Origin of the sequence: Idiomarina loihiensis (genome assembly GCF_024584785.1) — a bacterium.
Lineage (GTDB): Bacteria > Pseudomonadota > Gammaproteobacteria > Enterobacterales > Alteromonadaceae > Pseudidiomarina > Pseudidiomarina fusca.
This window is the reverse complement of record NZ_CP074112.1, coordinates 950003-970142: the sequence shown is the minus strand read 5'-3', so window position 1 is coordinate 970142 and position 20140 is coordinate 950003. Positions and strand designations below refer to the sequence as shown.

General features: G+C 47.0%; 22 protein-coding genes. 19 read left to right on the top strand and 3 right to left on the bottom strand.

Going from position 1 to position 20140, the window contains the following annotated elements:
- Positions 1 to 69 precede the first annotated feature (69 nt).
- The 5 genes from KGF88_RS04505 to KGF88_RS04485 all read left to right on the top strand — a co-directional run bounded on the left by KGF88_RS04505 (position 70) and on the right by KGF88_RS04485 (position 3585).
- Positions 70 to 252 (top strand): hypothetical protein, encoded by a 183-nt coding sequence (locus KGF88_RS04505; protein WP_153825618.1) that lies wholly within the window; start codon positions 70 to 72, stop codon positions 250 to 252.
- A gap of 10 nt (positions 253 to 262) precedes the next feature.
- Positions 263 to 607 (top strand): hypothetical protein, encoded by a 345-nt coding sequence (locus KGF88_RS04500; protein WP_153825619.1) that lies wholly within the window; start codon positions 263 to 265, stop codon positions 605 to 607.
- A gap of 392 nt (positions 608 to 999) precedes the next feature.
- On the top strand, positions 1000 to 1302 hold the full coding sequence (locus tag KGF88_RS04495; protein ID WP_153825620.1) for a hypothetical protein: 303 nt from the start codon (positions 1000 to 1002) through the stop codon (positions 1300 to 1302).
- Positions 1303 to 1366: 64 nt separating this feature from the next.
- Positions 1367 to 1969, top strand: coding sequence for a hypothetical protein (locus KGF88_RS04490; RefSeq protein ID WP_153825621.1), 603 nt, complete (start codon positions 1367 to 1369; stop codon positions 1967 to 1969).
- Positions 1970 to 2118: 149 nt separating this feature from the next.
- Positions 2119 to 3585: an FMN-binding glutamate synthase family protein gene (locus tag KGF88_RS04485; protein ID WP_153825729.1), complete on the top strand. Its 1467-nt coding sequence runs from the start codon at positions 2119 to 2121 to the stop codon at positions 3583 to 3585.
- A 2-nt stretch (positions 3586 to 3587) separates the two neighbouring features.
- Here KGF88_RS04485 and KGF88_RS04480 read toward each other — a convergent pair whose 3' ends face one another.
- Positions 3588 to 4481 (bottom strand): LysR family transcriptional regulator, encoded by an 894-nt coding sequence (locus tag KGF88_RS04480; RefSeq protein ID WP_162014468.1) that lies wholly within the window; start codon positions 4479 to 4481, stop codon positions 3588 to 3590.
- 44 nt (positions 4482 to 4525) lie between these two features.
- Here KGF88_RS04480 and KGF88_RS04475 point away from each other — a divergent pair, with 44 nt between their 5' ends.
- The 3 genes from KGF88_RS04475 to KGF88_RS04465 all read left to right on the top strand — a co-directional run bounded on the left by KGF88_RS04475 (position 4526) and on the right by KGF88_RS04465 (position 7117).
- Positions 4526 to 5179 (top strand): LysE family translocator, encoded by a 654-nt coding sequence (locus KGF88_RS04475; RefSeq protein WP_153825623.1) that lies wholly within the window; start codon positions 4526 to 4528, stop codon positions 5177 to 5179.
- A 134-nt stretch (positions 5180 to 5313) separates the two neighbouring features.
- A complete protein-coding gene (locus tag KGF88_RS04470; protein ID WP_153825624.1) occupies positions 5314 to 6195 on the top strand; it encodes a 6-carboxytetrahydropterin synthase in 882 nt (293 codons plus the stop codon).
- Positions 6188 to 7117, top strand: coding sequence for a M23 family metallopeptidase (locus tag KGF88_RS04465; RefSeq protein WP_228759428.1), 930 nt, complete (start codon positions 6188 to 6190; stop codon positions 7115 to 7117). The genes KGF88_RS04470 and KGF88_RS04465 overlap by 8 nt, the downstream gene beginning before the upstream one ends.
- A 17-nt stretch (positions 7118 to 7134) precedes the next feature.
- Here the strand turns inward: KGF88_RS04465 and KGF88_RS04460 are convergent, their stop codons facing one another.
- Positions 7135 to 8895, bottom strand: coding sequence for a M61 family metallopeptidase (locus KGF88_RS04460; RefSeq protein WP_153825625.1), 1761 nt, complete (start codon positions 8893 to 8895; stop codon positions 7135 to 7137).
- Between the two features lie 173 nt (positions 8896 to 9068).
- Between KGF88_RS04460 and KGF88_RS04455 the strand changes: the two genes are divergently transcribed.
- Genes KGF88_RS04455 through KGF88_RS04445 form a run of 3 tightly spaced genes read left to right on the top strand, consistent with a single transcriptional unit; the run spans position 9069 to position 11824 of the window.
- Positions 9069 to 10145, top strand: coding sequence for a sensor histidine kinase (locus KGF88_RS04455; RefSeq protein ID WP_153825626.1), 1077 nt, complete (start codon positions 9069 to 9071; stop codon positions 10143 to 10145).
- A complete protein-coding gene (locus KGF88_RS04450; RefSeq protein ID WP_110075059.1) occupies positions 10142 to 10969 on the top strand; it encodes a LytR/AlgR family response regulator transcription factor in 828 nt (275 codons plus the stop codon). The genes KGF88_RS04455 and KGF88_RS04450 overlap by 4 nt, the downstream gene beginning before the upstream one ends.
- A gap of 12 nt (positions 10970 to 10981) precedes the next feature.
- Positions 10982 to 11824, top strand: coding sequence for a DUF6279 family lipoprotein (locus tag KGF88_RS04445; RefSeq protein WP_153825627.1), 843 nt, complete (start codon positions 10982 to 10984; stop codon positions 11822 to 11824).
- A 50-nt stretch (positions 11825 to 11874) separates the two neighbouring features.
- On the opposite strand, the gene pyk is transcribed toward KGF88_RS04445, so the two are convergent.
- Entirely contained in the window at positions 11875 to 13311 is a 1437-nt protein-coding gene (gene pyk, locus KGF88_RS04440; RefSeq protein ID WP_153825628.1) for a pyruvate kinase, read from the bottom strand.
- Between the two features lie 146 nt (positions 13312 to 13457).
- On the opposite strand from pyk, the gene KGF88_RS04435 reads away from it, so the two are divergent.
- The 8 genes from KGF88_RS04435 (at position 13458) to proQ (ending at position 20135) form a co-directional block, all read left to right on the top strand.
- Positions 13458 to 14903 (top strand): glyceraldehyde-3-phosphate dehydrogenase, encoded by a 1446-nt coding sequence (locus KGF88_RS04435; protein WP_110075062.1) that lies wholly within the window; start codon positions 13458 to 13460, stop codon positions 14901 to 14903.
- Positions 14904 to 15010: 107 nt separating this feature from the next.
- A complete protein-coding gene (locus KGF88_RS04430) occupies positions 15011 to 16141 on the top strand; it encodes a M14 family metallopeptidase (protein WP_153825629.1) in 1131 nt (376 codons plus the stop codon).
- Between the two features lie 56 nt (positions 16142 to 16197).
- Positions 16198 to 17883 (top strand): alanine/glycine:cation symporter family protein, encoded by a 1686-nt coding sequence (locus tag KGF88_RS04425; protein WP_153825630.1) that lies wholly within the window; start codon positions 16198 to 16200, stop codon positions 17881 to 17883.
- 123 nt (positions 17884 to 18006) lie between these two features.
- Complete coding sequence (locus tag KGF88_RS04420; protein WP_110075065.1) at positions 18007 to 18333, top strand: hypothetical protein; 327 nt, start codon at positions 18007 to 18009, stop codon at positions 18331 to 18333.
- Between the two features lie 2 nt (positions 18334 to 18335).
- Positions 18336 to 18617 carry a YeaC family protein gene (locus KGF88_RS04415; RefSeq protein WP_110075066.1) on the top strand — a complete coding sequence of 94 codons (282 nt, stop codon included), beginning with the start codon at positions 18336 to 18338 and terminating at the stop codon, positions 18615 to 18617.
- Between the two features lie 15 nt (positions 18618 to 18632).
- Positions 18633 to 19118, top strand: coding sequence for a GAF domain-containing protein (locus tag KGF88_RS04410; protein WP_153825631.1), 486 nt, complete (start codon positions 18633 to 18635; stop codon positions 19116 to 19118).
- 23 nt (positions 19119 to 19141) lie between these two features.
- Entirely contained in the window at positions 19142 to 19438 is a 297-nt protein-coding gene (locus KGF88_RS04405) for a hypothetical protein (protein ID WP_110075068.1), read from the top strand.
- Positions 19425 to 20135 carry an RNA chaperone ProQ gene (proQ, locus tag KGF88_RS04400; RefSeq protein ID WP_153825632.1) on the top strand — a complete coding sequence of 237 codons (711 nt, stop codon included), beginning with the start codon at positions 19425 to 19427 and terminating at the stop codon, positions 20133 to 20135. The genes KGF88_RS04405 and proQ overlap by 14 nt, the downstream gene beginning before the upstream one ends.
- The last annotated feature ends 5 nt before the right edge of the window (positions 20136 to 20140 follow it).

Genomic DNA, 20140 nt, shown 5'->3' with positions numbered 1-20140 from the left:
AGCAACAACCCATATCGCAACAGCAAGTGGACCACACACCGACGCCTACGGCGTGAGTCAGTGAAGCGCATGGCCAAACGCATGGAGCAGATGCGCAAACAGTACGCACGCGGGGAAATCAACCACCCTGATATTCAGCGCCGCATTGCCAGTTGGCTAGGCCACGCGCAGCACGCTGAGTCATACACCATTCGCCGGCTTGTATTAGGCAAGGCCGTATTCAAGCGCGAACACCCTGAATTAACACTGTGAGGACATAACCATGTTTACCTACATCTACCAAGGCAATACCTATACCAACACCGATATCGCCTATATGCGCAACTTAGGCATGGACGACGAAGCGATTGAGGCCGTGCATAGTCAAAAGGAATACGAACTAGAGCGAGCCAATGCCGGCGTGCGCGATGAGTGCGAAAAGCGCATCACAAAGCACTGGAGCCCTATTGGCCAAATCAATGCCGCATTGGGTATTTATAGCGCCGCAGAAGCCCAGGATTGCATTGATTGCATCAATGCACACCGAAGCGCCTGCAACTTACTTCTTGAGCGTAGCGACCTGTTGGATGTGAATTATACGGATGATGCGCATTGGCCGTCAGTGTAAGATATTTCGCACAACTTTTTAGGATTGCGCAAAAGGGCGTTTAGCTGCAGTATTTAACCAGGGCGAGCCACGTCCTTTGCGAGAGTAAAGTGCCGACTTCGGTCGGCCTTTTTTTGTTCAAAATTTAAGCTAAAATTGATGGAAGATAGACTTACTGGCTCGTTATATATCAACACATTAAAAGTCAATTATTTGCAAACATCTTCCAAATAAAATGCGCAAGTCATTGTTTTAATTGATTGTGCAGCATGGTTTAAAATCCCTCGCTGGTAACAGCGTGCCGGTTCAAGTCCGGCCCCGGGCACCACTTCTTTTTTTGAAATATATCTTGTTTATTGATCCAATCGACCTTATCTTAAGTTAAGATGCAGTTTGTCCAACTTAGGAACCCCATGGTCGCCATTCGATTACTCAGTTTAGCCCTCATCGTGAGCTTGCTCTGGTTTGCGCCACATGCGCAAGTACAGACCGCTGACGGCTATCAACTTGAGTCTCAGGCCATTGCTAGCCATGTTAATTCGACCAGTGTTCATCAAGAGCTGCTGTCGTTAGACGAGCCCGACCCGGCGTTACCGAACGTTATTCGGCCAACCCTGGTCCCGACTGGGGCAGTTCAACTTACCCCTGTCATTGTTACTACCTACCAAAAAACCTACCAAACCTATAAAGCCAGAGCTCCGCCCGTTGTTGGTTGACTTTTTATTCGCACCATAAAAACATTCAATTCAATAAGTGCTGTTATCAGCAACGAGGTTAGTTATGGCAGATTTTCATGCATTACGCTGGGCTACAGCCACCAGCGCGACATTTTTACCAGCCGCAGTTTACGCAGCGCCGGCGGTGCTAGATTGGCATCAGCCAGCAACGGCTGTGGTTGAGCAGTGGCAAGCGCCATCGGTGTTACGAATTAACGAGTCTTTGTTGTTACCCGAAGCTGAAGCTTTGTTGAGCAAGCAGGCATCGCGGTATGCAGTAGTGCTAGGTACCGATAACCAGGTGAGTGGTATTATCATGAGCAGCGATTTGCGTAGCAGGCAAACCCTAGCTATTGCAAACTTATTACAGTTGCCTTGGCACGAATTACAAGTAGGCTATGTGATGCAACCAGCTGACTTGTTGCCCGTGATTCAGCCGCAAGATTTAGCCAGCGCACGCATCGGCGATCTAGCTGCCACGATGCAAGCATCAGGACGCGATGTACTGTGGGTCGGTGATGCCGACGCCCAGACTTTTTCTGGAGTGATTACCTCGCTGCACATCATGGCGGCGACGGGAGAATCGGTAAGGCTGTATCCACAAGTAAATACCTTTGCTGATGTTTTTCAAGCTCTGCACCACAAACGAGCGAAATATCCGGTCTAGTTGAGTAAAAAGCCCTCGCTAAATACGAGGGCTTTTTATATGGTTATAGCATCTTCTACGAACGCATTAGGTGAACTATGTTATTAACCCTGCAAACGGTGACGCCAGCCACGACTGAAACAACCTATAACGGCCTCGACACGCTGTTAATGATAGCCCAATGGCTGGTAGCCGGATTTGTCCTGGTGCTTATATTAGGCGCGTTGTGGTTACTCGTTCTCTACATTATTGATAAGACCCAAACCAGACACACCATTCGCAGAAATTTCCCGGTTATTGGCAGGTTTCGCTACCTGTTTGAACACTTAGGTGAATTCTTTCGCCAGTATTTTTATGCCATGGATAGAGAAGAAATGCCGTTTAATCGAGCCCAACGTAGCTGGGTTTATCGAGCCGCTAAAAATGCTGATAGAACGCTCGCCTTTGGCTCTACCCGAGACTTAACCAAGCAGAGCACCATCATTTTTGCCAATAGTGCCTACCCGCGGCAGCAAGAAGAGAAAACACAGCCCATGGCGGTGACTATTGGCGCAGAATGCCCTCATCCTTACTCGCCAACCAGCTATTTTCATATTTCAGGGATGAGCTATGGGGCGCTATCACCGGTTGCGGTTACGGCGTTATCAAAAGGTGCCAAATTAGCAGGCTGCTGGATTAATACCGGTGAAGGAGGGCTGAGCCCTTATCACTTAGTTGGCGGAGCCGATGTAGTATTTCAGATAGGTACCGCAAAATATGGCGTTCGCACTGAGCAAGGAGAATTGTGTAAGCAACGTCTCAAGCAGATTGCCGACCATGACCTAGTTAAAATGTTTGAGATTAAGCTCAGCCAAGGCGCTAAACCTGGTAAAGGTGGTATTTTGCCGGGGGTTAAGGTCAATCAAGAAATTGCAGACATCCGCGGTATTCCTGTTGGCCAAGATTCAATTAGTCCCAATCGTCATCCTGAAATTAGTAATAACGAAGAATTACTGGACTTTATCGCGCGCGTTCGTGACATCACCGGTAAGCCAACGGGGATTAAGTTTGTGATGGGCGACCCGACTTGGATCGATGAATTGATTGCCGCTATTCATGCCCGCGGAGCAGCCTCTGCACCTGACTTTATTACGCTTGACAGTGCTGATGGCGGTACTGGTTCTGCACCACAACCTTTGATGGACTATGTCGGATTAAAACTCTCTGAAAGTTTACCGATTTTAGTTGATAAGTTAATGGCAGCAGGGCTCAAAGATCGGATTAAAGTGGTCGCTTCTGGAAAAATGATCACGCCCGCCGATGTTGCTTGGGCGCTTGCCATTGGTGCGGATTTTATTGTCTCAGCTCGCGGCTTTATGTTTTCGCTGGGTTGTATTCAAGCGATGCAGTGCAATAAAAATACCTGTCCGACCGGCATCACCACTCACAATAAGAGCTTGCAGAAGGGCCTAGATCCAACCGATAAAAGCGTCCGAGTTGCGAATTACCACAAATATCTTGAATACGGCGTTAATATCATCGCGCACTCTTGTGGTGTTGCTGACCCTCGAGAACTCACTCGGCGCCATGCCCGTGTCGTTACCCACACCGGCGATAGTATTAGCTTGGCAGAGCGTTATCCACCTACACAAGGTTAGGGTTAACCTTTGTGTAATCGGCTTTGGAGCCACTTAGTAAAGGCAATCACAGCGACCGGCTGGCGTTGACGTTGTTTCACCGCCAGTTGGAGAGCATCAGGTAATTGCACGCTTAGTTCCGGCGCTTGGCTAAACTCCTGCAACTGGGGATGTTGCAAATACAAGCTATCTAGTAGGGTTACTTGATCACTACCAGCCATTAAATCAATAGCGATGTTACTGTTTCCTACGGGGCGCAACTGCAGTTGTTTGGTTAAAGCGGGTTGTTGGCGTTTAAATAGCGCCCAATAAGGCGCATTTACATCAATATGCCATAACCGTGAGGCCCAAGCGGTGCTACTGTCGATGGCACTTACAGCGCGATAAGTAGGTTGATACAGGGCCTGTTGTTGAATGGTCTTATCTTTTAACGGACCGTAATGAATGGCTATATCTAAGGACTCATGTTGTAACTCGGCAATAACATGAGCTCTACTGCCCGGTTCCGGAAACAAAGGGATGGTAGTAAAATGCAATTGCACGTGAGGGTAAAGACTATAAAACTCAGCCAGGCGGGCCGATAGCCACCACCGCAAAAAGCTCTCTGGCACGGCAAGTTTTAGGGTCGTATGCTCGGTATAGCTTAAGTTACGGGCGCGCTCAATGATGCGGTCAAGCTCATTAAATAACTGGCTAACATCTGCCGCAATTGCTTGCCCAGCAGCAGTTAACGCATGCACGCGATTATCACGTTGAAACAAACGTGTGCCAAGCTGCTCTTCCAGTGCCTGTATCTGTCGAGTTATATTGGATTGAGAAACATTAAGTTGCTGCGCTGCATGCTTGAATGATGGAGCCGTAGCTGCCACAGCAAATACACGTAACGCATTGAGAGAAGGCTGTTTTTGCGATTTCATAAGCATGCCAGAGTTATTATTCAATTAACTAAAAGTAAATCATAATGAATCAAATAGCAATCTATTGGAATGAGTTTTTGCTTATTGCAGTGTTACATTTTCTGGCGGTAGCTAGCCCAGGGCCTGATTTTGCAGTCGTCACTCGCTACAGTATTAGTTTTGGTGGCCGTATTGGCCGTTGGGTCGCTGTCGGTATAGGTACCGGCATTCTGTTGCATATTGCTTATTCAGTGTTAGGGGTGGCGTTATTAATTCATCGATACCAATGGCTGTACGCAACCTTATTGTGGGTGGGTGCCATTTATTTAGGTTGGTTAGGATGGCAAGCGTTACAAGCTAAGCCTCGCGGCGCTATGCCAAGTACCGAAGAGTTTACCAGCAGGGCCAGCCAAGTCAGTGCAAGTAAAGCTTTTCGGGTAGGCTTTTTAACCAATGGCTTGAATGTTAAAGCCACGCTGTTTTTTTTAGCGTTATTCTCGACCGTGATCGATCCAGCCACACCAACTTGGGTAAAAATCGGGTACGGCGGTTATATGGCCATAGCTACTGGTTTATGGTTTATGGCGTTAGCCACCGCGATTACCTGGGGACCTTTCTACCGCAAGCTTTGGCGATACAGCCATTGGCTCGATAGGCTCATGGGCTTAGCGCTAGTATTATTGAGCCTGAAGCTAATTTGGGATTGGTGGCAGCTTTAATTTGCACTATTTTTATAAGGCTTAACAGCCAGCTATGATATCATTGCGAGTAACCAAATTATTCCTTACTAAGCTTAGTAGCATGGCGTTTTTCGCCTAACTTAAGCTCACTATTTTTAAGAGTTGATGTCTATATGCAGTTATTTGTAAACGATCTGACCGTGATTGATTTTTCTTACCTGTGCCCAGAGCGGGGAATGGTGGGAGAAAGTTGGATTGTTGATATTATTCTAGATGGCTCGCTTAACGAGCAATCCATGGTATTAGATTTTGGACGGGTAAAGAAACAGATCAAACGCATTATAGATGGTGCTGTTGATCATAAGTTAGCTGTGCCTGCTGAGCATTCGTTTACCCGTGTACATCATCACGCCGATGGTAATAGTTATTGGGTTGATTTTTTGCGCCCGCAACAAGCTTCAATTCATTTGTTTTGTCCTGCTGATGCTTTTGCTTTTATTGACGCTGAAGCTGTTACCATGGCCACTGTTACCGATTATTTACGCGCGGTGATTAAGCGTGAATTACCCGATAATGTGCAAGGTTTAGAATTATTGCTGAGACCAGAACAAATCGAAGGGGCGTTTTATCATTACACCCACGGGTTAAAAAAGCATGACGGCAATTGCCAAAGGATTGCTCATGGCCACCGCTCGCGGCTCTTTATTGCCCTTGATGGCAACCGTGATGAAGCGCTAGAACAGCAATGGGCAGCCAAATGGCAAGATATCTACTTAGGCTCGACTGAAGATGTGGTTGAGCTTGCGCAGTTACAGTTATCACCAAGCGCTACGGACGTGACTCCAGCTTCCCATATCGGCTACAGCTACACGGCTGATCAAGGGCTGTTTGAACTCGTCGTGCCGGTAGCGGAAAATTATCTGATCCCAACGGATTCGACGGTCGAGTGTATTGCCACCTATTTAGCCCAAGCGGTAAAACAGCAACATCCCGATTGTGCAGTTAAAGTGACTGGATTCGAAGGGGTTGGCAAAGGAGCAATTGGTTATGCCTAAGTTCGGTCGGCAGCCGCTGTTACTGGCGTTAGCGACGCTAGCTTCCATGTTCGCTTTGGCAGCAACGCAGCCGGTTGCTGCTAGCTCGACAAACCTAGCCGGGCTCAACAGCAGTCATGCGGTGCTGGTGATCAGTGACAGTAATAAAGGACAAGCCAGCAGCAAGGGCATTCAACTACGCGGAGCCCTTCGCTCGGGTGGTCTCATCATAGGCAAAACTCAACCGACTAGTCAGGTCTGGTTAAATCAACAAGTGCTAAGTGTCAGTAACAGTGGCCATGTGGTGTTTGGTTTTGGTCGTGATACAAACGGCTCTCAAACCCTTACCGTACAACATGCTAACGGTGAGCAGCATGTCTTAGAGTTACAGATAAGCGCGCGCGACTATGAGATTGATCGCGTTGACGGCGTTCCCCAACGCACGGTTACTCCTAACCCAGAGCAGCAACAGCGTACTCGTAAAGAAGCCGAGAAAGTCTGGTTGGCGCGTACCGTAAGCAGTACCCGTGAAGATTATTTACAGCCGCTGATAATGCCAGCACAAGGACGGATTAGCGGCGTTTATGGTAGCCAGCGAATATTTAACGGAACGCCACGCAACCCGCATTATGGGTTAGATATTGCCGCGCCCACCGGCACCCCGGTGCAAGCGCCTTGGCCAGGCAAGGTGGTATTAGCTGAGCCCGATTTATTTTATTCTGGCGGTACCCTGATTATTGATCACGGATTTGGCATCACCAGCACTTACATCCATCTCAATCAATTGCATGTCAAAGTGGGTGATAACATCGAGCAGGGCCAGCATATTGCTGATATTGGTGCCACCGGCCGGGTTACTGGCCCTCACCTCGATTGGCGAATTAACTGGGGCCATGAGCGTTTAGATCCAGCCCTGGCCCTTGAGCATTTTCAAGCAGAGTGATGGTTCATCTGCGCTTTTCAGCGTAACCACCCCTGTAATAACTGTGGGTTGGTTACCTTGAGTACCTTGTTGCATTGCAATGGCGCTTGCCAAGTTAATTCAGTACTGAATAACTCATCGCGCCGAAAAGCATGCACCGTTACTGTTTGTCCTGGTTGGTAGCGCTCGAACATCTCTTTTAGGGTGGCATCAGTGACCTGCAAGTTATCTATCGCAATAATCCTGTCTAAGGCACTTAAACCTGCTTGCTGAGCTGCCTCATGCTCATACACTGTTTGCAGTTCTAAGCCGGCGCTAGTGGCTTTGTACTTGGCGCCTAAAGACACTGAGTGTGTTGGCGTAACGGCCTTACCGACCACACTATTGTCATCGGCGCTGGCGGCTGTAAGCAGGCTCACACCAAACTCCGCCAGTAATTCGGCTAGAGGTAGTTCACTGGTGCCATACACAGCAGCATCGATAAACCCCGCCAACTGAATGGCGTACTGCTGATTTACAAAATCAACAAAGGTTGTTTCTTCTGTACCTAGTGAGGTGGCCCCATAGGCTTGCCAAAAATCCTTCAGCACCAAGCCTAGGTTAAGTTGATGTTGGCTAGCTAAGCGGATCTTAAGATCCAAGCATAAGGCTATTAATGCCCCTTTAGCATAGTAGCTGACGATGCTATTGGGCGAGTTCTCATCTTGTTTGTAAAACTTAGTCCAAGCATAAAAACTGGACTCTGCAACCGACTGTTTGGTCACTCCGGCAGCACGATAAACACGTGCAATGGTGTCACCTAGTAGAGCGAGATAAGTCGCTTGATCGATTAAACCTGCTTGGTGCAAAACATAGTCGTCATAATACGAAGTGATCCCTTCGTAGAACCAAAGCTGCTTAGTGTATTGCTCTTGCTGCAATTGATAAGGCAGAAATTCGCGCGGCTTCAGAGTTTTTACGTTCCAGCTATGAAAGTATTCATGGCTGCATAAACTTAAAAAGGTGCGGTAATCGTTATCAATTACAGCTTTGTTGGGTTTGGCTAAGTCTTTACGGCTGCAGAGCAGGGCGGTGGAGTTACTGTGCTCGAGGCCGCCAAAACCTTTCCCGACCACCATGGTTAAAAAGAGGTATTGTTGGAACGGCGGTTGATGGCCAAACATGGCGATTTGATATTCACAGATCGCGGCTAAATCTGCGCAAATACGTTCACTATCGGCGAATTCACGCCCGGCCAAGACGAGTGCGTGCTTCACGCCGCCGGCGATAAATTCATGAATATTAAGCGGGCCCATCAACACCGGATAGTCTATCAGTGCCTGATAATTTTCGGCGCGAAATTCACCCGCAGCAAAATGGCTACCAGACAGGCGTGGCATACCGGTTGCAAGGCGCCAACCCGCAGGCACAGATACTGCCACCTGGCAGGGCTCTTCGGACAGTTCGACCACTTCTAGGCATAAACTTGAGTGATTGTAGAACCCAAAAAATTGGTCTAGGTAAGCACTGCGAACGGATAAATCAAAAGCATAGACCTGATATTCAACGGTTACCGTGCCAGCTTGTTGCGGAAAAATACGCCAGCTTTGTTTATCCACTAAGTCGATGGCAACGGCGTGACCGGCCTGATGCGCAGTCACTTTACTTAGATTGCGGGCAAAGTCGCGAATCATGTAGCTGCCAGGTATCCATGCCGGTAGACGCAAGGTTAGGGCGCCCGGGCCAGTGACAGGAATATCTAGCGCCACTCGAAATTGATGAGCGGCGGCATTATCTACACAAATTCGGTACTGCAACATACACACCTCATGAATTGCCAACAATAGCAGGGCCAACGCCTAGCCAACTATGAATGACGTTATAGTAACACGAGGGATAGGCGCTATATAGCTCTCGCAGTGCGATAAATAGCACCGCTTTATCTTGCTAAATAGGTATAATTGAGGCAATGACATACAGTGACAGGGGCGTTATGAACCAGACTTGGAAATCGCTACTTGAAGATCGTAATCGCTTTTTCTGGGTGCTACAAGCAGCCGGTTGGAGTGGTTATGCTTTAGTGCATTATATTGGCTCGTTAATGCATGAAATGCGCGACATTTACGTCCTGATATTATTATTAGGTGCTTACGCGGGGTTTCTGATTACGGTTCCGTTACGTTATTTGTACCGACGTATTTGGGATGCTACGCCCTGGCTGTTGATCGTGGTGGTGCTAGCTGCTTCCTATGTTTCAGCGGCTTTGTGGGCTGTGATTGATAACGCGACTTACTGGGAAATCTATAAGTTTGGTTTTAGGCCTGATAGCCCTTGGTTTTACTTTAAAAATACCATCGCTAAATTTTACATTATGTTGAGTTGGAGCGGCCTGTATTTTGGCATCAAGTATTACCAAATGCTGCAAGAAGAAAAACAAAAGGCGTTATTAGCCACTTCAATGGCGCACCAAGCGCAGTTAAAGATGTTGCGCTACCAATTAAATCCGCATTTTTTGTTTAATACCTTAAACGCTATCTCCACGCTCATTTTGGTGAAAGAGAATGAGCTAGCTAACCGGATGATGTCAAAGCTAAGTTTGTTTCTTCGGTTTAGCTTAGATAACGAACCCATTAAGAAAATACCACTCGAGCGCGAAATTGAGGCTTTGATGCTGTATTTGGATATTGAGAAGGTGCGTTTTGATGAGCGTCTAAAAGTATCTTTAGACATTGATGACGAAGTTAAACAGGCGCTGGTGCCTAGTTTAATGTTACAACCTTTAATTGAGAATTCGATTAAATACGCCATTGGCAAAATGGAAGATGGCGGTGAAATTATCGTTAAGGCACAAAGGTTTAGTGAGGATTTACTGATTAGCGTTGCAGATAACGGACCGGGAAGTAAAAAGCCCATTAAAGACATGATGAAACAAGGCGGGGTGGGGTTAGTCAATACTCGTGAACGCTTACAGGCCTTGTATGGAAAGAATTACTCCTTTACATTAGCAGAGAATAAGCCGCAGGGCTTACGCGTAGAAATTCGTATTCCATTTGAGCAGGTTGAATCATGACGCAAAAAATCCGCACCTTGGTAGTTGATGACGAGTCGTTGGCCCGCCGCGGGCTGGTGGTGCGATTACAGGCCTTTGACCAGATTGAATTGTTAGCCGAGTGCCAAAGTGCACGGCAAGCGCTGGCCATGATTGGCGAAGAACAACCTGACTTGGTCTTTTTAGATATTCAAATGCCGAGTATGAATGGCTTTGAGTTATTGCGTGAGGTTAAAGCTAGTGGTTTTAAGATGCCCTTAGTGGTGTTTGTCACAGCCTACGATCAATACGCGATTAAAGCTTTTGAAGTGCGAGCCATCGATTATCTGTTAAAGCCTGTTGACCACGAGCGCTTAGAACAAAGTATTAAACGGATTGAAAAAAATCTCGAGCAACGTGAACAAGAACAGCAACAGCAGCGTATTCTTAATTTGTTAGCTGATGCTACCGGCGAAGATTGTGAAGATATTCTTAAACGTCTAGCCAGTGGTGATGACGTTAACGTGGCTCGCTATCCTGAGCATATTGCGATCAAAGAAAGTGGTGAAATAACTCGCGTAGCCATCAACTCAATCGAGTGGGTAGATGCGGCGGGGGATTACATGTGTATTCACGCTAGCAATGAAACCCATATTCTACGACGCACCATGAAAGAGCTTGAAGAAGAATTAAACCCGCAACGGTTTCAACGGATTCATCGCTCGGCCATTGTTAATATGGAACACGTAGAAAAGCTCTGTAGTCGTCAAAATGGCGAATACCACATCGTTTTACGTAATGGTAAAGAGCTGAAAGTAAGTCGTAGTTATAAGGATAGAATAAAAAAACTCATTCTTAACCCCTGAGGCTGAAAACCTATGTTGAAAAAGCTTACCCTACTAGCCATGCTGACGTTCTTGGTAGGCTGTTCAACTCAGTTAGGTTACCGCTTCGCCGATACCATCATCGAATGGCAATTGAGTAGCATTGTCGAACTGCGGCCAGAATTGCAACGTGATGTGGATCAGGTGATTACTGATTTGCATCAATGGCACGCCCGTGAAGAAATGCCTCGTTATCACCAAGAATTAACAAAAATTCGTACCGCTATTGCCAACGATGAAGTGGATGCGGCCTTTTTAGACACCAGCTATGAGGCTGTGTGGCAAGCTTGGCAACGTATTTTAGAGCAATTAGAACCGCATGCTCAGTCACTCCTACCTCGCCTTAATGATGCTGAACGAGCTCAACTACGAGAAAGTTTGGAGCAACGTCAGCAGCAGCAAATAGAGGAGTTTAAGGAGCGTCAACAAGAAGACCAACCGCAACGACGCTTACAGCGGGCTGAGAAAAATATCAAAACCTGGCTGGGGTCAGTCAATAGCGAGCAGCGACAGTTATTGCGTCAATGGCTAGCGCAACGGGTGGATAATCAACAACAATGGCTGCTTTATAGCATGCAGTGGCAAGCACAGTTTTTGCTGTTAGTCGACTACCCACAACAGCAAGACTTTGAGCAACAGTTAAAGTTACTGATGTTTTCACCACATGAATTACGTAGTGACGAGTTGCAGCAAAGTATTGAGGCCAACAGGGTGTTAACTACGGATTTGGTGCTAGCTATTTACGCTAGCATGGATGCTAAGCAAAAACGTCATTTATTAAGAAAAATAGATGGCTATTTGGATGATATTGATGGCATTGTCCGCTATTACCAATAGCGCCGCTGAGGTTAGCAGCGACGCTATTTAATACCAAACCAAGCGCCGCGTTAGCGTACTTCGATAATTTTACAGGTATTGGTAGAGCCCACGGATTCCATCACATCACCGTGGGTTAAAATAACCAAATCACCACTGACTAAATGGCCACGCTTTTTCACCTGTTCAATCGCGTCATGCACTAACTCATGGGGTTCACTTTGGGTTGAGTCAAAGTTAATCGGGTAGACCCCACGATAAAGCGCACAACGGGCTCGACTGCTGGCATGCCGAGATAGTGAAAAGATCGGCAGAGCGGTATTGATACGTGACATCAATTTTGCCGTTGAGCCTGATTCTGTAAGCGCAATAATCGCCTTGACTCCAGTTAAGTGAGTAGCCGCATACATGGCGGTGATGGCGGTCGCTTCTTGGATGCTGGAAAAGGTTTCTTCTAAATCAGTATTGTCAATCACCACACTTGGGTGAGTTTCAGCGCCCAAGCAAATTTCTGCCATCGCCTTGACCGTAGCGACTGGGTGCTTACCGGCGGCAGTTTCGGCAGATAGCATCACTGCATCGGTGCCGTCTAACACCGCGTTAGCTACGTCCATTACTTCAGCTCGCGTTGGCATCGGGTTTTCTATCATCGATTCCATCATTTGCGTAGCTGTAATCACCACTTTATTGAGTTGGCGTGAACGCTCAATGATGCGCTTTTGTTTACCCACTAATTGAGCATCGCCAATTTCAACGCCTAAATCACCACGGGCCACCATCACGGCATCAGAAGCGCGAATAATGTCATCTAATGCAGCATCGGAAGCCACGGCTTCAGCTCGTTCAATTTTGGCACAAATTAAGCCATCACCACCGGCATCGCGCAATAGTGTGCGCGCTTGATTGATGTCGGCGCCGGTACGAGGGAAGGACACCGCAAGATAATCTACCCCTATGGCTGCCGCGGTTTTAATATCTTCTAAATCTTTATCAGTCAGTGCTGCTGCCGACAGGCCTCCACCTAAGCGGTTGATGCCTTTATTATTCGATAATTTGCCACCCACCAAGACAGTGGTGGTGACCTGATTGCCAGAAACATCTTCAACTTGTAACCGAACACGACCATCGTCGAGCAGCAAAATATCGCCAACATCTACATCTGCAGGGAGTTGTTTATAATCAATGCCAACCCGCTGATGGGTGCCAGCGTTTTTGTCGAGTTCGGCATCCAGTACAAAAACATCACCTTCATCTAGCGTAATCGCACCATCTGCAAATTTTGCGACACGAATTTTCGGGCCTTGTAGATCGCCTAAAATGGCCACATGAACGCCCAGGCTTTGTGCAATCTCACGAACTTGCGCAGCACGTTGCTGATGATCAGCCGCGTTACCGTGAGAAAAGTTTAAACGCACCACATTAGCGCCAGCTTTAATCAGAGACTCTAAAACGTGAGGGGAATCGGTGGCAGGACCGAGCGTGGTAACGATCTTAGTACGACGTAACATGACAGTACTCCTTAGTGATAAGCTTAAGAATTATATCACGTTAAACCTTAGGTAACATAGATTCTGGCGCTTGGCGCAGGTTTTAAGTACAATAGCCAGCAATTTTTCACGCAACCGTCAAATTTACTCAACATAAAGGTAACCTCATGAGTGATCAGCAACAGGATCTGACTTTACAGAGCTGGCAGGAACGCCAAGAATACGCAGAAATGATGCAGCCTTTAATTGGTCGTCTATACCGTAATTACGGGGTGGAGATCTTAGTCTATGGCCGCTCGTTATTAAACGTTGACACCATTAACATCATCAAAGCGCATCGGTTAATTCGTCGCCACGAAGGGGTGAAAGTACGGTTGCGCGAAAGCTTTCCATTCATTGAAGCTTTAAGCAAAATGCAATTGGCGCCAGCGCGCGTTGATTTGGGTAAGTTAGCTTACAATTATTTGCACAAAGATGCGGGAAAGGGCGACAGCATTGAAGCCTACCTGCAACGCGAACTCGCAGACATCATCGACAAAGCTGATGAAATTACAGCGCAAGACGTGGTGCTGTATGGCTTTGGCCGGATTGGTCGCCTGCTAGCACGGTTATTAATTGAGCGTAACGGCAGCAATAATAAAATGCGTTTACGCGCTATTGTTGTGCGTGGCGGGCGTGACGGTGATTTAGAAAAACGTGCCAGTTTATTGCGTCGCGATTCTATTCACGGTCCATTTAATGGTTCTATTACTGTTGATCACGAAAACAGTGCCATCAAAGCCAACGGCACCAGCATTAAAGTGATTTACTCAGACGGTCCAGACCAAATTGATTACACCCAATACGGAATCGATAACGCCATCGTGATCGACAATACCGGCATTTGGAAAGATGAAGCTGGCCTAGGCTTGCACTTGAAATCAAAAGGTGTGAAAAAAGTCTTGTTAACAGCACCAGCCAAAGGCGGCATCAAGAATGTGGTCTATGGTGTGAACCATGACGACATTTTGCCAGAAGATCTAATTGTTAGCGCTGCCAGCTGTACGACAAACGCCATTACGCCAGTATTGAAGGTCGTTAATGATGAGTTTGGTATTCGCAATGGTCACGTTGAAACAGTGCACTCATATACCAACGACCAAAACCTTATTGATAACTATCATAAAGCTGACCGTCGTGGTCGTTCAGCGCCATTAAACATGGTGTTGACCGAAACCGGTGCGGCCAAAGCTGTTGCTAAAGCGCTGCCAGAATTAGCCGGTAAATTAACCGGGAATGCGATTCGAGTGCCAACGCCAAACGTATCTATGGCGATCATGAACTTGAACTTAAACAAGTCGACCAGCAAAGACGAAATGAATGCCTTCTTGCGTGACCAAGCATTGCATTCAGAGTTGCAAGCGCAAATCGATTTCACCGCTTCAACTGAGATTGTTTCGACCGATTTAGTTGGCTCTCGTTACGCAGGTGTGGTTGATTCACAAGCGACCATTGTTGACCAAGACCGTGCGGTTCTGTACGTCTGGTATGACAATGAGTTTGGCTACAGCTGTCAGGTTGTTCGTGTAGCTGAGCAAATGGCTGGTCAGCAACTGCTGAACTTACCTAAATAGCAATACATCCATGCAAAAGCGCCTTCCGATAGGCGCTTTTTATTTTGTCCGCAACCGATGAAACCCAGGTTGTGGCGACTCTAATCATTATAAAAAAGGGGAACGCGATGTTCATTACGGCCCAATTTGATAGCGGTAATATCGAGGTTATCGAAGCTAATTCAGTAGACAATATTCAGTTAGCGATTCGCAAAGATAACCAATCAGATTTTTATCAATGGTTCCATTTTAAGCTCTACGGTGAACCCGGTGTTGAGCATGTGATGACCATCACCAACGCCGGTACTTCAGCTTACCCTGATGGCTGGAAAGATTACGGTGCCGTCGCATCCTACGATCGCGAAAACTGGTTCCGGGTACCTACCGAATACAACGGCAAAGAACTGGTGATCCGCTTCGCGCCGGACCAAGAAAGCGTTTATTTTGCATACTTCACACCATACTCCTATGAGCGTCACCAAGACTTGGTACAGTGGGCGCAACAAAGTATTGAATGCCAACACGTGCTGTTAGGCCAAACCCTTGATGGTCGTGATATGAATCTGCTGGTGATTGGCGAACCGGACGACCATAAAAAGGCTATCTGGATTACCGCACGTCAGCATCCTGGTGAGTCTATGGCCGAGTGGTTCGTAGAAGGCCTGCTAAGTCGCTTACTGGATGATGAAGATGGAACCGCGCGACGGTTATTAGAAGACAACGTCTTTTATGTTGTGCCTAACATGAACCCAGATGGTAGTGTGCGTGGTCATTTGCGTACCAATGCCGTCGGCGTAAACTTAAACCGTGAGTGGGCAGAGCCAAGCCTAGAGCGTAGCCCTGAGGTTTATTTGGTACTACAAGCTATGGCAGCAAGTGGGGTAGACTTGTATTTGGATATTCATGGTGATGAAAATCTACCCTATAACTTTTTGGCCGGTTCAGAAGGCATCCCAAGCTATAATGAGCAGATGGATAAATTAGGTGAGCAATTTAAGCAAACCTTACTGAACATTACGCCAGAGTTTCAAACTAAATTTGGCTATGAGGTGGATAAACCAGGTGAAGCTAACTTAACCGTAGCGAGTAATGCGGTGGCAGAACGCTTTAACTGTTTAGCTTTTACCTTAGAAATGCCATTTAAAGATAATGCTGATTTACCTGATGCTGATTTCGGTTGGTCTGCTAATCGTAGCCAGCAGTTAGGTGCCGATGTATTAAGTGCGATTTATTCAATCGCAAATAACTTGCGCGACTAAGTCGCGCAAGCTAGCTTAAAAGCGAACAACAACAATAATAACGCTAGGGGGACACCTTGGAAGCAATTAATAATTTCTTACTGCTACTAGATAGCTATCTAGGTTCGGCAGCCTATTTCCCATATATTCTGTTGGGTGTAGGTTTGTTTTTTACGCTCTACTTGGGCTTTCCACAAATCCGTTTTTTCGGGCATGCCTGGAAAGTGGTCACGGGAAAATTTGATAAAAAGGGTGCACAAGGCGATACCACGCACTTTCAAGCTTTATCAACCGCGTTATCGGGTACGGTCGGTACTGGTAATATCGGTGGTGTGGCCCTAGCTATCTTTTTAGGTGGTCCAGCAGCTTTGTTCTGGATGTGGATCACTGCCTTTTTGGGGATGACCACTAAATTTGTTGAGGTAACTTTATCGCACAAATACCGGGTACAAACTGAAGATGGCACCATGGCTGGCGGCCCTATGTATTTTATGGACCGTCGCTTGAACATGAAGTGGTTGGCCGTGATTTTTGCGATAGCCACCATTATCAGCTCTTTCGGTACTGGCAACATGCCGCAAGTAAATAACATTGCGCAAAGCATGCAAGCCTCGTTTGGTATCGAACCTATGTTAACGGGTGGTATTTTGGCCATCATGTTAGCCATGGTTATCATCGGTGGCATTAAACGTATCGCTGCAGTGACCTCAAAAATTGTGCCCATCATGGGCGTGCTTTATATCATAGGTTCACTAAGTGTTATTTTATTTAACTTAGACCAGATTGGGCCTTCGTTTGCAGCCATTTTCAGCGATGCCTTTACTGGCTCAGCAGCTACTGGCGGCTTCTTAGGTGCGACCTTTGCTTACGCCTTTAATCGCGGGGTAAACCGAGGCTTGTTCTCAAACGAGGCAGGTCAAGGTTCAGCTCCGATTGCCCACGCAGCAGCGCGCGCCGACGAACCTGTATCTGAGGGCATGGTGTCCATTTTAGAACCTTTTATCGACACCATAGTTATCTGTACCTTAACCGGTTTGGTGATCTTGTCGTCCGGGGTTTGGTCAGAGAAGCATACAAATGAGTTCTCTCGTACTGACCTTGAAATCGTGGCCGGCCACTATGACGATACCACTCAAGCGGATCGCCAAGCCTTATACCATTACTTAAATGGTACCTCTGAAAATACTATTGAGAAGTACACAGGTACGATTGAAGTCGCTAATGGTAAACCTGTGAGTAATGGCTTTACCATTTTGCATGCGCGCTCGGTTGCAGAAAACGTGCGCTTTATTGTAGCTGGTGAAGACCCCTACACGGGTGTCCTTAGAATCGATAATGGCGCCTTACGCAAACAAGATATCCAAATTTTTGGTGATTCATTGATTCACTCAGCAGCACTTACCGCCAAGGCCTTTGGGCGTGGCTTCTTAGGTGATGCAGGTGAATACATTGTGCCTATCAGTTTGCTGCTGTTTGCGTTTTCTACTGCCATTGCTTGGTCCTATTACGGTGATAGGGCGGTGGTCTACCTGGTTGGACAGCGTGGTGTCATGCCTTATCGGATTCTGTACGTGGCTGGCTTCTTTGTCGCCTCGTTTGCCGATACCACCTTGGTGTGGACACTTTCATACGTCGCAATTGTGTTGATGACCCTACCTAACTTATTTGGTTTGGTGTTACTCAGACGCGAGATGAAAGATACGGTGAAGGCTTACTGGCAGGATTTTGAAGCCGAAAAAAATGGCAGTCAATCTGACAAGTAACCATTGATTGAGTAAAAACCCGCTGCGGCGGGTTTTTATTTGTCCGCAAACTCTGGGGAATGCTTGAATTTACTCTGAGATCCCTTATATTGCCTACTTAGATTGCTGAAAATTGAGGTACCCATGGCGTTAATAGAATGCCCGTCATGTAACAAACGCATGTCCGACAAAGCAGACACTTGTCCCCATTGTGATTTTCGGGTGGCAGGTGCAACTCCGGAGCAACGTAATCGCGAGCTAGAGCGCTTATTACAAGCTAAAAAAGATAAAATATTAGGCCAGTCTATGCTTGCGTTATTGATCGCAATTGCTGCCTTTACGTATTTTTTCATTCAGCAACCTCATCCCGAGAGTTGGCAGTCGAGCGCAGCATATGGTGCTATGATTGTTGGCTTGGTGTGGTTTGTGCTTAACCGCGTTCGATTATTGTTCTTGAAAAGGAAGCGTTAGTCATGCAGTTTGACGAACTTCTCGCCAGTATTACCCCGGAAACTTTTGAGCGTTTGTTGCAAGCCGTTGAATTAGGCCGTTGGCCCGATGGTGCTAAGCTTTCAGAAGAGCAACGTGCTAATTCTATTCAACTCGTGATGGCCTATCAGGCGCGCTACCGGCCATCGGATGAGCCATTTCGGATTGGCTCAGATGGGCAATTAGTCACACGCAGTAAGCGCGAGATGAAGGCCGATTTAACTGGAGCTGGCACCATTGCGAGCTTTTCACTCAATGATAACTAAGGCAATAACACTGTTATGAGTCAAACCCTTGTAGACTATCAGCTGTTAATTGAGCAAGCTAAAGCCATTACCGCTGATGAACCCGACCTGATTGCCAACTTGAGCAACCTGTCAGCCCTTATTAACGAGACCTTAGCCGATGTTAATTGGGTCGGCTTTTATTTAACGCGGGCGCCTGAGTTGTTGGTGTTGGGGCCATTTCAAGGTAAAGTAGCTTGCTTACGTATTGCCTTTGGTAAGGGCGTTTGTGGAGCTGCCGCAGCAACGCGGCAAACCCAACTGGTAGAAGATGTTCACCAGTTCGCTGGACATATCGCTTGTGATGCTGCTTCTAATTCAGAAGTAGTAGTGCCTTTAATCGTAGCGGATCAGGTGGTAGGGGTGTTGGATATTGATAGCCCTAGTGTGGCTCGTTTCAGTCCAGCTGATGCGGCTGGATTAACCGAGTTAGGCCGATTTATTGAGAGTTTAGACTGGTCACAGTTGCAGCCTAGCGCCTAGGTTACGAAAACATAAGGCTAACCATGTATAACGAATTTGATATTTATGCGTATTTAGTTAGTCAACAGGATATGCAGTTTTTTGAAGGTGACGAAGAAACTGCAACGGATCAATTAAACGAAATGCTGCACTATATTGTCGACTTTAGTGAAGAAACCGACACTTTAGCGCAGCTTGAAGAAGTCGTACGCCGTGTACTTTTTGAATGGATAGAAAACCCAGCCTTGCTGGAGCTAGACAGTGAAGAAATGCAGGCTTATATAACGGAGCAACTGGCGGACGTACGCCAGCAGGATATTGACGAAGATGACCCATATTGAAGAAAACCAAACCGCAAGTAAGTTATCCAAAACTAAAGACGTGATCGCTTATTTAGCGGCAAAGTTTCCGGCCTGCTTTTACGCGGAAGGAGATGCAAAACCTCTAAAAATTGGAGTGTTTGATGACCTTGCCGCACGTTTAGATGATGATGAGACGGTAAGCAAAACGCGTTTGCGTATTGCCTTACGCCACTATACCAACAGCTGGCGTTACCTACGTACCGTAAAAGCTGGCGTTGAACGGGTTGATCTAGATGGAAAGCCAGCGGGTATTGTAGAAGAGCAGCATCAACAACATGCCGAAGAAACGTTAGCGGCATCCAAAGCGGCAGCAGCAGAGCGTGCAGCGGCGAAACGTAAAGTAGAGGCAGACAAAAAGCCTCGTAGCCGAGCACCAAAAGCCGCACCAGCAAATGCTGCACGGCAGGCACGGGCTAAGCGTCCAGCTCGGAAGCCGGCTGCAGCAAGTGCCAGCAGCACCAACGCAAGTAACACGGCTAAAGCAGCACAACCGCAGTTAGCGGCAACGACAGTAGCTGCACTTAAAGTAGGTCAAGCTGTGCATGTAAAAGCCGGCGTTGCACCTATTCCAGGCAGTATTACTGAACTAGACAAAAACGATGTGCATGTGCAACTTCAAAACGGCTTAACGGTCAAAGTTAACGTTGCCGCAGTATTTGTTGCCAAGCAGGAGTAGTAAGT

Excerpts from the sequence above, each read along its gene's own strand:
- KGF88_RS04495 (WP_153825620.1), top strand. The coding sequence starts at position 1,000 with ATGGTCGCCATTCGATTACTCAGTTTAGCCCTCATCGTGAGCTTGCTC.
- KGF88_RS04455 (WP_153825626.1), top strand. The coding sequence starts at position 9,069 with ATGAACCAGACTTGGAAATCGCTACTTGAAGATCGTAATCGCTTTTTC.
- KGF88_RS04430 (WP_153825629.1), top strand. The coding sequence starts at position 15,011 with ATGTTCATTACGGCCCAATTTGATAGCGGTAATATCGAGGTTATCGAA.
- KGF88_RS04435 (WP_110075062.1), top strand. The coding sequence starts at position 13,458 with ATGAGTGATCAGCAACAGGATCTGACTTTACAGAGCTGGCAGGAACGC.
- KGF88_RS04500 (WP_153825619.1), top strand. The coding sequence starts at position 263 with ATGTTTACCTACATCTACCAAGGCAATACCTATACCAACACCGATATC.
- KGF88_RS04450 (WP_110075059.1), top strand. The coding sequence starts at position 10,142 with ATGACGCAAAAAATCCGCACCTTGGTAGTTGATGACGAGTCGTTGGCC.
- KGF88_RS04475 (WP_153825623.1), top strand. The coding sequence starts at position 4,526 with ATGAATCAAATAGCAATCTATTGGAATGAGTTTTTGCTTATTGCAGTG.
- KGF88_RS04505 (WP_153825618.1), top strand. The coding sequence starts at position 70 with ATGGCCAAACGCATGGAGCAGATGCGCAAACAGTACGCACGCGGGGAA.
- KGF88_RS04415 (WP_110075066.1), top strand. The coding sequence starts at position 18,336 with ATGCAGTTTGACGAACTTCTCGCCAGTATTACCCCGGAAACTTTTGAG.
- KGF88_RS04420 (WP_110075065.1), top strand. The coding sequence starts at position 18,007 with ATGGCGTTAATAGAATGCCCGTCATGTAACAAACGCATGTCCGACAAA.
- KGF88_RS04445 (WP_153825627.1), top strand. The coding sequence starts at position 10,982 with ATGTTGAAAAAGCTTACCCTACTAGCCATGCTGACGTTCTTGGTAGGC.
- KGF88_RS04465 (WP_228759428.1), top strand. The coding sequence starts at position 6,188 with ATGCCTAAGTTCGGTCGGCAGCCGCTGTTACTGGCGTTAGCGACGCTA.
- pyk (WP_153825628.1), bottom strand. The coding sequence starts at position 13,311 with ATGTTACGTCGTACTAAGATCGTTACCACGCTCGGTCCTGCCACCGAT.
- KGF88_RS04485 (WP_153825729.1), top strand. The coding sequence starts at position 2,119 with ATGATAGCCCAATGGCTGGTAGCCGGATTTGTCCTGGTGCTTATATTA.
- KGF88_RS04405 (WP_110075068.1), top strand. The coding sequence starts at position 19,142 with ATGTATAACGAATTTGATATTTATGCGTATTTAGTTAGTCAACAGGAT.
- proQ (WP_153825632.1), top strand. The coding sequence starts at position 19,425 with ATGACCCATATTGAAGAAAACCAAACCGCAAGTAAGTTATCCAAAACT.
- KGF88_RS04410 (WP_153825631.1), top strand. The coding sequence starts at position 18,633 with ATGAGTCAAACCCTTGTAGACTATCAGCTGTTAATTGAGCAAGCTAAA.
- KGF88_RS04480 (WP_162014468.1), bottom strand. The coding sequence starts at position 4,481 with ATGAAATCGCAAAAACAGCCTTCTCTCAATGCGTTACGTGTATTTGCT.
- KGF88_RS04460 (WP_153825625.1), bottom strand. The coding sequence starts at position 8,895 with ATGTTGCAGTACCGAATTTGTGTAGATAATGCCGCCGCTCATCAATTT.
- KGF88_RS04490 (WP_153825621.1), top strand. The coding sequence starts at position 1,367 with ATGGCAGATTTTCATGCATTACGCTGGGCTACAGCCACCAGCGCGACA.
- KGF88_RS04470 (WP_153825624.1), top strand. The coding sequence starts at position 5,314 with ATGCAGTTATTTGTAAACGATCTGACCGTGATTGATTTTTCTTACCTG.